Origin of the sequence: Sphingomonas sp. 4RDLI-65, from assembly GCF_049472435.1 — a bacterium.
Taxonomy (GTDB): domain Bacteria; phylum Pseudomonadota; class Alphaproteobacteria; order Sphingomonadales; family Sphingomonadaceae; genus Sphingomonas.
In genome coordinates this window covers 82,619-96,218 of sequence record NZ_JBCEBT010000001.1, presented here as the reverse complement: position 1 = coordinate 96,218, position 13,600 = coordinate 82,619, and the positions used below count along the sequence as shown (strand labels likewise).

13 protein-coding genes are annotated in these 13,600 nt (G+C 67.2%); 8 read left to right on the top strand and 5 right to left on the bottom strand.

Annotated elements, in window-relative coordinates; genetic code table 11:
• Nucleotides 1–90: 90 nt before the first annotated feature.
• From VH567_RS00365 to VH567_RS00340, 6 genes are all read left to right on the top strand, one after another.
• Nucleotides 91–1,131, top strand: a complete 1,041-nt coding sequence (locus VH567_RS00365) for a DUF1838 family protein (protein ID WP_423322238.1) — start codon at nucleotides 91–93, stop codon at nucleotides 1,129–1,131.
• A gap of 30 nt (nucleotides 1,132–1,161) precedes the next feature.
• Nucleotides 1,162–2,643, top strand: a complete 1,482-nt coding sequence (locus VH567_RS00360) for a flavin monoamine oxidase family protein (protein WP_423322237.1) — start codon at nucleotides 1,162–1,164, stop codon at nucleotides 2,641–2,643.
• A gap of 35 nt (nucleotides 2,644–2,678) precedes the next feature.
• Nucleotides 2,679–3,575 carry a DUF1838 family protein gene (locus tag VH567_RS00355; RefSeq protein ID WP_423322236.1) on the top strand — a complete coding sequence of 299 codons (897 nt, stop codon included), beginning with the start codon at nucleotides 2,679–2,681 and terminating at the stop codon, nucleotides 3,573–3,575.
• 211 nt (nucleotides 3,576–3,786) lie between these two features.
• The gene (locus VH567_RS00350) at nucleotides 3,787–4,866 is read left to right on the top strand and encodes a DUF3089 domain-containing protein (protein ID WP_423322235.1); all 1,080 of its coding nucleotides are present in this window, start codon (nucleotides 3,787–3,789) and stop codon (nucleotides 4,864–4,866) included.
• Nucleotides 4,863–5,837, top strand: coding sequence for an alpha/beta fold hydrolase (locus VH567_RS00345; RefSeq protein WP_423322234.1), 975 nt, complete (start codon nucleotides 4,863–4,865; stop codon nucleotides 5,835–5,837). The genes VH567_RS00350 and VH567_RS00345 overlap by 4 nt, the downstream gene beginning before the upstream one ends.
• Complete coding sequence (locus VH567_RS00340) at nucleotides 5,824–6,252, top strand: hypothetical protein (RefSeq protein ID WP_423322233.1); 429 nt, start codon at nucleotides 5,824–5,826, stop codon at nucleotides 6,250–6,252. The genes VH567_RS00345 and VH567_RS00340 overlap by 14 nt, the downstream gene beginning before the upstream one ends.
• Here the strand turns inward: VH567_RS00340 and VH567_RS00335 are convergent.
• Both VH567_RS00335 and VH567_RS00330 read right to left on the bottom strand, forming a co-directional pair.
• On the bottom strand, nucleotides 6,249–6,812 hold the full coding sequence (locus tag VH567_RS00335) for a hypothetical protein (RefSeq protein ID WP_423322232.1): 564 nt from the start codon (nucleotides 6,810–6,812) through the stop codon (nucleotides 6,249–6,251). The genes VH567_RS00340 and VH567_RS00335 overlap by 4 nt on opposite strands.
• Nucleotides 6,809–7,660 (bottom strand): phytanoyl-CoA dioxygenase family protein, encoded by an 852-nt coding sequence (locus tag VH567_RS00330; RefSeq protein WP_423322231.1) that lies wholly within the window; start codon nucleotides 7,658–7,660, stop codon nucleotides 6,809–6,811. The genes VH567_RS00335 and VH567_RS00330 overlap by 4 nt, the downstream gene beginning before the upstream one ends.
• A 169-nt stretch (nucleotides 7,661–7,829) precedes the next feature.
• Here VH567_RS00330 and VH567_RS00325 point away from each other — a divergent pair, with 169 nt between their 5' ends.
• Both VH567_RS00325 and VH567_RS00320 read left to right on the top strand, forming a co-directional pair.
• On the top strand, nucleotides 7,830–8,213 hold the full coding sequence (locus VH567_RS00325; RefSeq protein WP_423322230.1) for a c-type cytochrome: 384 nt from the start codon (nucleotides 7,830–7,832) through the stop codon (nucleotides 8,211–8,213).
• Nucleotides 8,214–8,353: 140 nt separating this feature from the next.
• Nucleotides 8,354–9,304, top strand: a complete 951-nt coding sequence (locus tag VH567_RS00320) for an alpha/beta fold hydrolase (RefSeq protein ID WP_423322229.1) — start codon at nucleotides 8,354–8,356, stop codon at nucleotides 9,302–9,304.
• A 348-nt stretch (nucleotides 9,305–9,652) separates the two neighbouring features.
• On the opposite strand, the gene VH567_RS00315 is transcribed toward VH567_RS00320, so the two are convergent.
• From VH567_RS00315 to VH567_RS00305, 3 genes are read right to left on the bottom strand one after another with little or no spacing between them, the layout of a single operon-like run.
• The gene (locus VH567_RS00315) at nucleotides 9,653–11,023 is read right to left on the bottom strand and encodes an LLM class flavin-dependent oxidoreductase (protein ID WP_423322228.1); all 1,371 of its coding nucleotides are present in this window, start codon (nucleotides 11,021–11,023) and stop codon (nucleotides 9,653–9,655) included.
• A 17-nt stretch (nucleotides 11,024–11,040) separates the two neighbouring features.
• Complete coding sequence (locus VH567_RS00310; RefSeq protein ID WP_423322227.1) at nucleotides 11,041–12,402, bottom strand: MFS transporter; 1,362 nt, start codon at nucleotides 12,400–12,402, stop codon at nucleotides 11,041–11,043.
• A complete protein-coding gene (locus tag VH567_RS00305) occupies nucleotides 12,377–13,549 on the bottom strand; it encodes a M24 family metallopeptidase (RefSeq protein WP_423322226.1) in 1,173 nt (390 codons plus the stop codon). The genes VH567_RS00310 and VH567_RS00305 overlap by 26 nt, the downstream gene beginning before the upstream one ends.
• Nucleotides 13,550–13,600 lie beyond the last annotated feature (51 nt).

Here is a 13,600-nt window from a genome sequence, read left to right as displayed (position 1 = left end):
GGGTATCCGATGATCGGCTAGTCTCCAAGATCGATATGGCGCGCTCCTTTTGGTGCCGCATGATCCCGCATCATTCGAGTGGGGGATTACATGGCGAACGATCAGGTGACGCGGCGCGACGGGCTGAAGCTGGCAGCGGCGACCGTCGGCATGATGGCGATACCCAAGGCGGCGGGCGCGGCCGGTATCGCAGCGGGCGCGGTCACATCGGCGAGCGTGCCCAGCTTCGTCACCAAGGTCGACTTCAAGGATCCCAAGTGGAACCGCGACACCTATGCGCGGATGGACGGCGACGTCGATCCGACCCGCGAGAAGCTCGGCTGGCTCAAGGGCACCGCCTGGGGCGTGCGCGACAACGAGAAGGTCCGCCCGCTGTTCGGGGTCGAGGGGTTCAGCCTGGTTCGCGTCAAGCAGCTCGAGGACGGCAGCTGGCGGCGGATGCTGCGCGAGATCGTGTTCTACCGCGATCTCGATACCGGCGAGCTGCTCAAGACCTGGCATAATCCCTATACCGACGAAGACGTTCGCGTCGTGCCGATCGCCAACGATCCGTTCAACTACACGATCAGCGATTTCTTGCCCGAGGCTCCCTCCTACGGCGGACTGCAGAAGACCGCGCCGGCACCGCGCAAGCCGTTCCTGCTCGATTGGACCGAGGGGCCCGATGGAACGCTGATCTGCCAGACCGGGATCGACATGATCTATCCGAGCGCGCTCCAGCCCGACAAATGGCCGCGCGAATCCGCCGGACCGATGAACCGCGTCTCCGAGCATTTCGTCTATACGGTCAAGCGCGCCGACGTCGAGAATCCGCGGCTGACGCATATCCCGCATGTCGGATCGTGGAGCCGCGTCACGCCGTGGCTGCCATGGATGCTGATGGGGCAGGCGCCCGGCAACGTGAACTATCTGTGCACGTTCCAGACCCTGCCCAACGTCGCGGCGCTGCCTGCCGATCTTGCCGCGGCGGCGCGCGCGATGGACCCCAAATGGCTGTCCGCACCGACCACCGATTACGGTCCGTCGCTGTCGAGCCTGGAGCATTATGCGCACGAGCAGACGCCCGCGCCGGTCCCGGCCGGCTGGTCGCCGCCGCAGCCGCCCGCAGCGCCCGCGCCGCGCAAGAGCTGAGATCCACGCTGTCCATTATCAAAAGGGTCGATGACCATGCTCTCACGGCGTAGTTTCGTGGCCGCCGCGGCCGCCATCCCGCTTCTGTCGAAGGCGGTGTTCGCGGCGACGGCATCGGACGTCATCATCATCGGCGGCGGCCTGTCGGGGCTGCATGCCGCCTCGATCCTCGCCGAGACGGGCATGCGGCCGATCATCCTCGAAGCGGGGCCGCAGGTCGGCGGGCGCGTCAAGACGGTGCAGACCGGGGAGGGCCCGATCGACGTCGGTGCCAGCCAGATCGGCCGCAGTTACGCGCGAGTGATCGACGCGTGTCGCACGCACGGCCTGAAACTGCTCTCCGAGGACCGGGACCTGCTGACGTTCGGCGCGCACTATATGGACAGCTGGATCGACCCCAAGACCTGGGACGCCAACCCGCTCAACACGTGCGTGGGGGACGAGCGGAAAATCCCGCCGATGCTGATGGGGCAGGCGGTGTCGGCCAAGTTCAACCCGCTGAAGGAGGTCGAGGACTGGCTCGATCCCAAATATGGCGCATTCGATATCAGCCTGCGCCAGTTGATGACCGCGAAGGGCTATAGCGCGCAGGCGATCAAGCTCGCGAGCTTCTCCGCACCCGGCATCGGCATCGACGAGACCTCGCTGCTGCGGATGTGGCAGGAGGATACGCGCGGCATGCTCGATCGCAAGATCGCGGGGCCGGCGCAGGCGCCCGCACACCGCGACCATCCGTTCGGCGAGGGCAATAATCGCAAGGAGATCGACGGTCTCGCGCAGATCTCCAACATCGAGGGCGGGTGCCAGCGGCTGCCGCTGGCGATGGCCGCCAAGCTCGGCGACGTCGTCCGGCTCGACAAGAAGGTCGCGGGTATCGCGCTGACCGACACCGGCGGCACCGTCACCTGCACCGATGGCAGCGTGTACAAGGCACGGTTCGTGATCTCGACGCTGCCGTTCACGATGCTGCGCGACGTCGCGATCGCCGGCAAGCCGAACCCGACGATGCGCAAGGCCATCACCGAGATGCCCTATGCCAACACCGCGCGGATGTACGTCACCGTCGAGCGGCCGTTCTGGCTGGAGGACGGCCTGCCGCCGTCGTTCTCGACCGACGGGCCGATGGGGATGTTCTGGGCGATCGACAACCATAAGGGCACCGGCGCGCACCGCGCGATGATCGTGCTGGTCGGCAACGTCGCGCGCTCGATCGCGAAGCTGGGGCCGGCGGCGGCGGAGGCGTTCCTGCTCGACGAACTCACCCGGTTGCGGCCGGCGTCGAAGGGGCTGGTCAAGGTGTCGACCTACAAGGACTGGCAGGCGGATCCCCTCCAGCGCGGCTGCGGGTTCAGCCTCGCGCCGGGGCAGGTCAACGCGTTCGCGCGGACGATGGTCGACCCGTGGCAGGTGTTGCACTTTGCCGGCGAACACACGCGGCGTGTCGATTTCGGCATGGAATCGGCGTTCGAGAGCGGCGAGCGCGCGGCGATGGAGATCGTCGGGCGGGCGTGATCGTCGCGCAGGGTCTGGGCAGCATGGGGGGCGGTATGACGGAATGGACATTGGCACACGAGGATCGCCGCGCCCCGCTATTGGGTCGTCGCACGGTGATGGCGGTCGGCATGGGGGCGGCGGCGCTCGCCGCGCTGCCGTCATCGGCGTCCGCGGCGGCAAAACGGCTTGATCCGAAGAATGCCGACGATGCGCGGAAGATCATCCGGAAGCTGCGCTATCGGACCGACGAGGGCATGGTGTTCTGGTGGATCAAGGGCGAGTATCTCGCCGATGTCGATGCGACGCTGACGCCGCTGTACGGGATGAACTTCGGCGGGATCCAGATGGTCCGTCAGGGCCAGGATGGCGGCTTCGACGTCACCCAGATGGAGCTTGGCTTCCGCACCGATCTGGCGACCGGCAAGCGGCTGGGGGACTTTCGCAATCCGTTGACGGGCGAGATGCTGGTGTCGCCGTTCAACCCGATCGGGCCGACGACGATCCATTATTCGCCCGATGCGATCCCGACCGTGCCGCGCAATCTTGGCGGGTCGGACATCGAGTTCCAGCCGTTCCCCGAAACGCCGTTCGAGGCGCAGGGCAATGTCTTCGTCCAGTATCGTGCGCGGTCTCGCGTGCGGACTGCGGGGTTTGCCGACCGGATCGTGAACGATGTCAGCATGATCTACGGGCCGTCGGCACAGGCGCTTGATCCGCGGACGACTTCGGTCGATGCGTGGGTGCATTCGAGCGACGTGACGAGCTTTCCGCGCTGGCTGAAGATGGGCGACCGGCCGGGCACGATCACGCTGCGCGGCATCGGTGCGAAGGTGCTGAAGATCGGCGACATGCCGCAGGACTGGCTGGCGATGCTGGAGGCGCACGACAGGACGATCATCGCGGACCCGGAGGCGGCGCTGCGGCGCCCGCCGGTGACGTACAAGGGGTAGGGGAGGGCCGGGCATCTTGGGGCCAGTATGTGCAAACCCACTTCCCGCTAGCCCGAACTGCTTTGTTCTCCCGCGAAGGCGGGAGCCCAGTCTGGGCCCCCGCCTTCGCGGGGAAACAAGCTTTGCATGATGGACAGGGTAATCGCCGACCGGTTCCGAAGGCACTTTTGGCGGCAGATCGGTCCGCGTCGCTAACGCAAGGGTATTCGAATTGAAGACATTGGTGCGGATCGGTCTCCTGCTCGCCGCTACGGGCATGGCGGCGAACGTTGCGGCGCAGGTCCCCGCGTTCGCCGACCAGACCCCGCCCGCTGCGCCGGACTATGCGCTCGCCTCGTCCTGGGCGGCAGGCCCCGCAGGCCCCGGCGCCAGTGCCGCAGTCCCCAAGGGCGCGACCGCCGCCGCCCGTAACGCGCCGGTCGACGTCTTCTTCATCCACCCCACCACGTTCCGTACCACGACGATCTGGAACCAGGACGTCGCCGACAAGAGCGTCAACGACTGGACCGACGCCAGCACGATCGCGCGGCAGGCGAGCGTTTTCAACGCCTGCTGCCGGGTCTATGCGCCGCGTTACCGCCAGGCATCGCTGCTGAGCGACAAGGTCGGCGGCCGCGATCGCGCGCTCGATCTGGCGTATGGCGACGTCGAGCGCGCGTTCGACCATTATATCCGCTACCAGAATCACGGCCGGCCATTCATCCTCGCCGGGCACAGCCAGGGCGGCTTAATGGTCGCCAAGCTGCTCGAGACGCGGATCGACGGCAAGCCGATCGCGGCGCGCATGGTTGCCGCCTATGCGATCGGCTTCAACCTCGCGGAGGGCGATTTTTCGCGCCGCTATACGCACACCCCGATCTGCGACACGCCCGCGCAGACCGGTTGCGCGGTGCAGTGGAACGCGGTGCTCGGCAGCGTCGACCTGACGCTCGCGGCGACACGCGCGGAGCAGGGGTTCGTCGATAAATATGGCGACGGGCCCGACAAGCGGACGCTGTGCGTCAACCCGCTGACGTTCGACCGCGCCGTCCCGAATGCGCCCGCAACGCGCAGCCTGGGCGCAGTGCCGGGTGATCCGGGCGAGGGCGTGGTCGGCCCGCTGATCCGCGGCGCGGTCTCGGCGCGGTGCGATCACGGGATGCTGGTGGTCGATCCCGCGCCGTCGCTCGGCCTGAAGCCGTTGCCGGGGGGCAGCATGCATTATCACGACTTCGGCCTGTTCTACGCCGACGTCCGCGCCAATGCGCTGTTGCGGACGAGCGCGTTTCTCAAGGCGCACCCTGCGAAATGATCCGCAAGATTGCCCGGCTGGCGATCGCCATCGTCGGTCTGCTGACGATCGGCGCAGGCTGGTACGTCGTATCGGCGCGGCAGGGCTGGCGGACGCCGGACGATGCCAAACTGCGCGCGCGGTATGCGCTGCCGACCGGCCGGTTCGCGACGATCGATGGCCAGTCAATCCATTATGTCGACGAAGGGCAGGGGCCGGCGATCGTGCTGGTCCACGGCTCGTTCGCGAGCCTGCGGATGTGGGACGGCTGGGCGGACGCGTTGCGCGGGCGGTACCGGCTGATCCGCTTCGATCGCCCGCCGATGGGGCTGAGCGGTGCCGAACCGCAGGGGCGCTACGACGCCGCGCGCGAGGCCGAGCTGATCGGGGCACTGACCGAACGGCTCGGCGTGCACCGCTTCGTGCTGGCCGCAACCTCCAGCGGCGGCGAATCTGCCGCTGCATACGCCGCTGCGCATCCCGACAAGGTTAGGGGCGTGATCTTCGCCAACATCGCTGCCGGGCCGCTTGCCTTCCGGCCGACCGCGTATCCGCTCGCGTTCCGGCTGGCGCTATGGGCGGATCCCTATCTCGGCGGGTGGCACATGCCGGCGTTCTGGAACGGCGTCCTGACCGCCAATTATGCCGATCCGGCCAAGGTGACGTCGGCGCTGGTGCGCGAATGGACCGACCTCAACAACCGTGCGCAATTCTACCTGCGCCGCCCGCGTCCGCCCGGTTACGTGTCGTTCGCGCGCACCCCCGCGGACCTCGCCGCGATCCGCGCGCCCGCGTTGCTGCTGTGGTCGGACACCGACCCCGAAGTGCCGCTTGCAATCGACGGGCGCAATGCGCTGCGGCTGCTCGGCTCGACCGACAAGCGGCTGACGGTGATCCGGTATTGCGGCCACATGATGCCGCTCGAATGCGGGCCGGCGAGCGTCGCCGCCGCCCGCGTGTTCCTCGACCGCGTCACGCATGATGTGCGCTGAACAGCCGCCCACGGTCGACGCCGTCTGCATTTATGCCGACCGTGACGGGGTGTCGCATCTGACCGACGTCGCGCTCCCCGCGCTGGCGCAGACCGTCGATGTCGAGGGCAGGACGCGGTTTCTCGGTGCGACCGGTGCGACCGTGATGGGGTTCGTCGTTGGCACCGGACCGGTCGTGAAGGACTGGCACGTCGCGAACATGGCGGGCCTCTCGATCGTCCTGTCGGGCGAATGGGAGATCGAGGCAGGCGACGGCGAGCGGCGGATGCTGCGCACCGGGTCGGTCCTGCTGATGCTCGACACGCACGGGCAGGGCCATCGCTCGCATTGCTATGCCGAGGGCGGATCGACCGTGCTCGGCATCGGCATCGACGACGCCACCCGCGCCGCCTTCACCGCATTGCTGCCGGGTTAATCCTTCCAGAAGCTGGCCGGGTCGGAGGGTCCCGTCGCGGGGCAGAGCGATTTCGGCAACTGCACCGCGACCATGAATGAACCGTTCGCTCCGGCGCGCGAGATATGCCCCTTGCCCGAGCAATCCTCGGCGATTGCGATGTCGCCGTGCTGCAGTTCATGGCGCGTACCGTCGTGCAGCTCGACGATCATCGTCCCGAAGATCGGGATCAGCAACGTCGGCTGGTTGGCGACATGGAAGCCGAACCCCGCATTGGCGGCCAGCCCGCCGATCGTGACTCGCTCGGCGGTGCGGCGGAGGAACTGCGCGGTCTGCGCGCCCTCCGGCGTATCGATGGGGATCTGTGCGGCGTGCGTCAGGCCGTCGGGGCCGGTGTAGAGATGGAAGATCCGGCGGAACCACGGGATCGGCCCGGTGCCGGGATAATCGAGCGGGATCGCGGTCTTCTTGAGGTCCGCCGCGAGACTGCCATCGGCGAGCGCAGCCAGCCCGAGCGACGCGAGCAGCGCGCCGGAGCGGGTGAGGAACGCGCGTTTGCTCGCCAGCGTATCGATCGTCACGCGGCGACCGCCGGCCGAAAGGCGCGCGGCTCGTTCTCGGGGCGGCGCCAGATCACCGGCAGTTCGGGGATCGGGGCGGGATGCACGCCCTCGGGCTGCGCATGCACGTCGACCCCGGCGATCGGCGTGAGGCCCTCGCGCGGGCACCAATAGCTGTCGTCGCCGATCACGCGGACGGCAAGCCCGGTGCGCGCCAGATGTTCGGAATCATTGCCCTTCGAATAATGCGGGATGTCGACGTGGAACAGCACCGCGTCGCCGGGTTCGAGATCCCAGGTGACGAAGTCGAACGGGAAGTCGGGATTGTCGCGCTCGGCCTGGAAATCGGGAAAGCGGAAGCTGCCGTCGCCCGCCGGGCCGAACCTCGATCCGGTGTCGATGCAGAACCGATGATAGCCCGCGACGAACTCGATCCGGCCATTCTCCTTGTTGACCGGCGACAGCGCGATCCAGATGTTGGGGATCATCGTGCCGGTGAACGGCCACAGGTGATCGGCATGCCATTGCATGATGCTCGGCGATCCGGCGGGCTTGTGGAACAGGTGATCGTGGAAAAGCTGGATGGTATCCGCCTCGATCACCCGGCCGACGATCTCGCCGACGGGGGAGTTCTCGACGAAATCGCGGAACGGCCCCTCGTTGCGCCACAGGAAAGAGACCGACGTCATCGCGCCGTGCGACGGCCCGGTCTGGCCGTGCGCGTGCGGATCGGCGATCACCGCGTCGGCGGCCTGCTTGAGCGACGCGATCCAGTCGGCATCGAACATCTGCCGCAGGCAGACGACTCCGTCGCGGCGATAGTCCGCGATATGCTCGGGCGTGATCGGGTTGAGCGGATGCGTGTTCATGATCGGGCTCCGGACGACGGTTGCGTGCACGGAATACAAGTGATGGCGGCGTTATCGGCCAGACATGCGTCGACGTTGCTCGCCCTGCGATCATCCCGGCGCTTGGCCCAGCGATCGCCGGCGCGGCGCGTCTAGGGTTTGCGTCGAGCTTCGGACGAAAGGGATTTGTATGACACGGATCGGGATCATCGCGGCGATTGCCTGCGTGGCGCTGCCGCAGGCGGCGTCGGCGGCGGGCGATCCGGTGTTCGGCGGCAAGCTGTTCCTTCAATGCCGTGCCTGCCACACGCCCGGACCGGGCGAGCGCAACGGCATCGGCCCGAACCTGAACGGCGTGGTCGGCGCGAAATCGGCGGTCCGCCCGGGCTATGTCTATTCGCCGGCGATGAAGAAGGCGGGCGTGACGTGGACCGCGGCCAACCTCGACAATTTCCTGACGCGGCCGAGCGCGGTGGTGCCGGGCACGAAGATGGCGTTCGGCGGCATCGCCAATCCGACCAATCGCGCGGCGGTCATCGCCTATCTGACGACGTTGAAGCCGCCCGCACGCTGATACCGGGACCACGAAGGATCGAGCCTCGCCTGCGCAAACCCTAGTATGTTTATCCGACAGGCGACCAACGCTGCCGTAACCCGCAGGGCCGGTCGCGGTTGTCCGGTATGCCATCGATACATCGAGATACGAGGACCAGCATGATCAACCGTCGCGATCTCGCCACCGGCGCCGCCATCACCGCGGCCGCTGCGGTCTTCGGTTCGGGCGCCCGAGCGCAAATTCCCTCCGGCGCGGCATCGGGGGCCGCGTCGATCGTGCCGCCAGTCGGTCCCTGGACCAAATTCGGCGATCTTCGTCGGGCAGGCGGCACGCTCCATTATGCGACGCTCGGCGAGGATCGCAGCGGGCGCCCGCCGATCGTGCTGTTGCACAAGCTCGGCGGGTGGCTGTCGGACTGGCGCTTCGTCGCGCCGGTGCTGGCGCAGGGCCGCCGTGTCATCGCATTCGATCTGCCCGGGCATGGCGGGTCGCAGTGGCTCGGCACGGCGCCGTACATCCATACGCTGGGCGAGAGTGCGGCGCTGTTGATCGGTGCGCTCGACGAGATGGGGATCGACCGGGTCGACCTGCTCGGCACGTCGCTGGGCGGCTGTGTCGCGGTGCCGCTCGCGGCGTTCTGGCCCGAGCGCGTCGCCAAGCTCGCGATCATCTCGAGTGCGCTAGGCGTGCGGCGCTCGCTCGCCGAGATCGCGACCAACATCGATGCCAGGCAGACCGCGTTGTTCGACGCGGGCGGCAATCCGGTCCCGACCGCGCCGGCGATGATCGAGCAAATCTTCGGGATAGTCCATGCCGAGGCGATCAACGTCGAGGGCATCGCCAGCCGCAAAGCCGCCGGGCACTGGATCCAGCCGACCGAGCGCGGCGTCGCGATCACCGACATCGCCGGCACGCTTAAACGGGTCGAGGCGCCGACATTGCTCGTCTATGGCGACCGCGACAAGGCGTATCGGAAGTTTCAGCCGGCGGCCGAGGCTGCGCTGAAGCATGTCCGGACCGCGGTGGTGCCGAACTCGGGTGCGTTCGTGATCCAGGACAATCCGGCTGCGGCCGGGGCTGTGTTGAAGGCGTTCGTCGAGGCGCGGTAACGGGTGAGTCGCCCTTAAGCACCGTCGCCAAACTCACTCCGTCACCCCAGACGTGTTCGACACCTATACCGATCGAGCATGTACGCGCGTTTCAACGCAGTCTCGACCGCTCCTCTTGTTCTCCCGCGAAGGCGGGAGCCCAGTCTGGATCCCCGCCTTCGCGGGGAAACAAGGTTTACATGTCGGAGAAGAATAACCGCCGACGTGTTCCGGGGTCTGCCGTTGCAAGCCCTAATCCGTCGATTGCGCGGAACCGTGGATGCTGGAACGAGCCCGGCATGACGGGGGGGGACTATGTGCAGGAACTAAAACAATCCTCCCCCCGGCGGGGGAGGATAAGAGGTTACGTCACGCCCACATCGTCGGTTCGCGGCCGAGTGCCGGGTTGGCGACGAACGCGTTTTCCGGACGGGGCAGGCCGAGATTCTCGCGCAACGTCGCGCCCTGGTATTCGGTACGGAACAGGCCGCGCTTCTGGAGGATCGGAATGACCTGATCGACGAAGTCGTCGAGTCCACCCGGCAGGTAATTCGGCGACAGCGAGAAGCCGTCGGCGCCACCTTCGCGGAACCAGAGTTCGCACATGTCGGCGATCTGCTCGGGCGTGCCCGACAACGAGAAGCTCGCCCGCGACACGACGACGCGGCGCGCGAGCTGCGCGATCGTCAGGCTCTCGTCGCGTGCCATCTTGACGATCTGCTGCTGCACCCATTGCCCGCCGTTGGTCAGCGGCAGGTCTGGCAGCATCGCGTCCGGCGAATAGGCCGACAGGTCGACGCCGAGCTGTAGCTGGAGCGTGCGGAGCGCCAGCGCGTCGGGGATCAGGTCGAGCAGTTCCGCCTCGGCGAGCTTGGCCTCCCGCTCGGTTGAGCGCACCATCAGCTGGACCGACGGGATGACGAGCAGGTGATCGGGATTGCGCCCGAAGCCGACCGCCCGCTGCTTCATGTCGTCGTAGAAGGTCTTGGCGCCTTCGAGCGTGCTCTGCGCGGTGAAGATCAGGTCCGCAGTGCGCGCGGCGAGTGCGCGGCCGACGCCCGATCCGCCCGCCTGGACGATGATCGGATGGCCCTGGGGCGGGCGGTTGACGTTGAGTGGGCCTGCGACCTTGAAGAACTTGCCGACATGATCGAGCTGGTGGACGCGGTCGGTGTCGAAATAGCGCGCCGCCTCGCGGTCGCGCAGGATCGCGCCGTCCTCCCACGAATCCCACAGGTTCTTGACGACATCGACGAACTCCTCCGCCCGTGCGTAGCGGTCGTCATGGTCCATGTTGGCATCGCGACCGAAGTTGCGCGCCTCGTTGTCGCCGGCCGAGGTCACGACGTTCCAGCCGCCGCGACCCTTCGAGATATGGTCGATCGATGCGAACCGGCGGGCGATCGAATAGGGATCGTTATAGGTGGTCGATGCGGTCGCGATCAGGCCGATATGCTTGGTGACGACGGCCAGCGCAGCGAGCAGCGTGGTCGGCTCGAGCTTGCCCGCATAATCGGTCGCGGCGAACGCGTCCTTGCCCGAGATCTGCGGGAAACCGACGGAATCACCGGAGAAATAGCAGTGCATCTTGCCGCGTTCGGCGGTCTGGGCGATGTGCGCGTAATGCTGGAAGTCGTGCTGGTCGACGGCCTCGGCACCCGGATAGCGCCAGCCGCCGGGATGCGCGCCGCTGTTGTGGATGAAGGTGGCCAGGATCATCTTCCGGGTCGGGTCGGTCATCATCTATCTCCGGGAATTCAGGTTCGGCTCGACCGGACGACGCGGGCGAGTTCGCCGTCGTCGGTCGTGCGGGCATAGGCGCGGGCGGCGAGCAGGAAGCAGGCGGCGGCGAGCAGGAAGCAAGGCAGGCCGACGATCAGGAAGGCCTGGCCGAGGCGCAGCGGATCGCCGAGCAGCGTCTGCGTGACCCAGGCGATCGCGAACGGTCCGCCGGCGCCTGCCGGGATCGCGACGACCACGCCGAGGAACGCGAACGAGAAGCCGCGCATGTCGTTCGAGACGATTTCCTGGATGGTTACGTTGGTCGCGACGTTGAGGATCGGCGTCGCAAAGCTGATCGTGGCGAGCGCGAGGATCGCGACCAGCACGCTCGGCGCATAGCCGGCGAACGCGCAGGGGAGCGCGATCAGCGGCAACAACGCCATCAGCCGGAGCCGCTTGCCGGGATTACCGTGCGAGACGGTGTCGACGATGAACCCGCCGAACAGATAGCCGGACAGTCCCGCGACCAGCGCGACTCCGCCGAGCAGGCCGGCAAAACTGGTCAAGCCGACGCCGAACGTCCGCATCAGCAGCGGTACGGTCCAAGACAGCACGCCGATGAATGCGACGTAATAGAGCGTGAACCCGCCGAACAACGGCGCGACGACGCTGCGCTGGCGCCAGAGATAGGCGAGCTTGTCCTTCACATGCGACGGCGTGGTCTCGATCGCCTTCAGGCCGTGGCGGACCGGCTCCTTGATCGTAAAGAACAGCAATCCGACGACCGGGCCGATCATGCCGCACAACAGGAAGGTGGTGCGCCACGGCACGACCTGGCCGTAGCCTGGGATCGAGAGGTGCAGGTTTTCGCTGAGGATCCAGCCGGGGATGATCGACGACAGCGCGGTGCCGACCGACGCGCCGATCATGTAGCCGCTGATCGCCCGACCGCGTCGTGCGGGCGGAAACATGTCGGCGAGCAGCGACAGCGCGGCGGGAGCGATCGCGCCCTCGCCGAGACCGACGAGCGCGCGGAACACGAAGAAGCTGGCGAAGTTGGGCGCGAGACCACCTGCGGCGGTGGCGAGGCTCCACAGGATGATACTGCCGGCGAGGATGTTGCGACGGATGCCGCGATCGGCCAGGCTGCCGAGCCAGAGCCCGCAGATCCCGCTGAGCAACGTGAACGCGAGCCCGAGCAGCAGCCCCATCTGGATGTCGCTGATGCCCAGATCGGCCTTGATCGGCTCGGCAAGCACGCCGACGATCGCCTTGTCGATGCTGTAGAGATTGGCGGCGAGGAAGAGCAGCAGCATCGGCCACCAGCTCTGGCGCAGAGAGGGGTAGGAGGGGGCCGCCCCAGCGGCGCGCTCAGTCAACGCGAACGGTCCGGCCATCGATGCACGCCAGCAGGCGGCCATCGGCATCGTTCAGGATCTCCACGACGTCGTCCTTCAGGTAGATGATGTCTTCGAAATGAAATTTGCCGACCGCGGGCCCGATCCAGGGCAGGTCGCAGCTCAGCACCATGCCGTCGACCAGCGTGAAGCTGTGCATGCCGCCGCCGGGATGCGGGTGATCGGTGTGTTCGAGACCGACCGAGTGCAGCCCGCAGGCGCGGAACTCGGGGTTGCCATTGGCCTGGATGCAGGCGACCACCGCCTTCTCGACATCGGTCGACAGCGCGCCCGCCTTGAAGTGCGGCAACGCCTCGTGCCAGCCGAGCCGCGTCGCGTTGTAGCGGCGGAGCTGTTCGGGGGAGGGTTCGCCGATCACCGCGGTGCGGCCGATGTCACTGGTATAGTGACCGAACTCCGCGGTCGCATCGAAGGTGACGGTGTCGCCGGGCTCGAGCGCTGCGTTCTTGGGCAGGCGGCCGAAGTTCGCGCGATACGGGGTGATCAGCAGGAACACGGGGCGTCCGCCGGCAAGCGCTGCGGCGGACCAGAACACGCGTTCGGCCTCTGCGCAGGTCGCGCCGGCGGCGATCGCCTCGGCGGAAATTTGGAGCGCGAGTTCGGTCTTGCGCGAGGCTGCGCGCATGTTGGCCATTTCCGGTGCGGTCTTGACCATGCGGATGTCTCGCAGCAGGTCGCGCGCCTCGACGACTTCGATTGTCCCGCCGAGCAGGGCGGCGACGTCGATGCCGAGCCCGCGATCCTCGAACGCGACGCGGCCCTGGTCGAGGCCCTGTTCGCGGAGATGCGCGGCGACCGCTTCCGGGTGGTTCTGCGGCAGGCCTTCCGCGTTCATCGTCGCCTGGACGCCGCCCGCGCCGATCCCGGCTTTCCGCGCATAGCCGCGGACGATCATCCAGGTGCCCTGGCCCTGTTGCGGCTGGCCCATGTCGACCTCGACCGTCAGGACAGCCGCGTCGCGCCCATGATCGCGCGGCAGGATCGCAAGCGCGAGATCGCCGAAGCCCCAGCTCGCATCGGTTGCCCAGCTGCTGAGGTAGAAGGTGTTGATCGGCGTCGATGCGACGATCGCCGTCACACCGTCGCGGTCCATCAGGGCATCGGCCCGGTCTCGATTCAGAAGCATTGCAACGCCTTTACGAATAAAGGCTCGGGAGCATCGCGATCGATGCTCCCG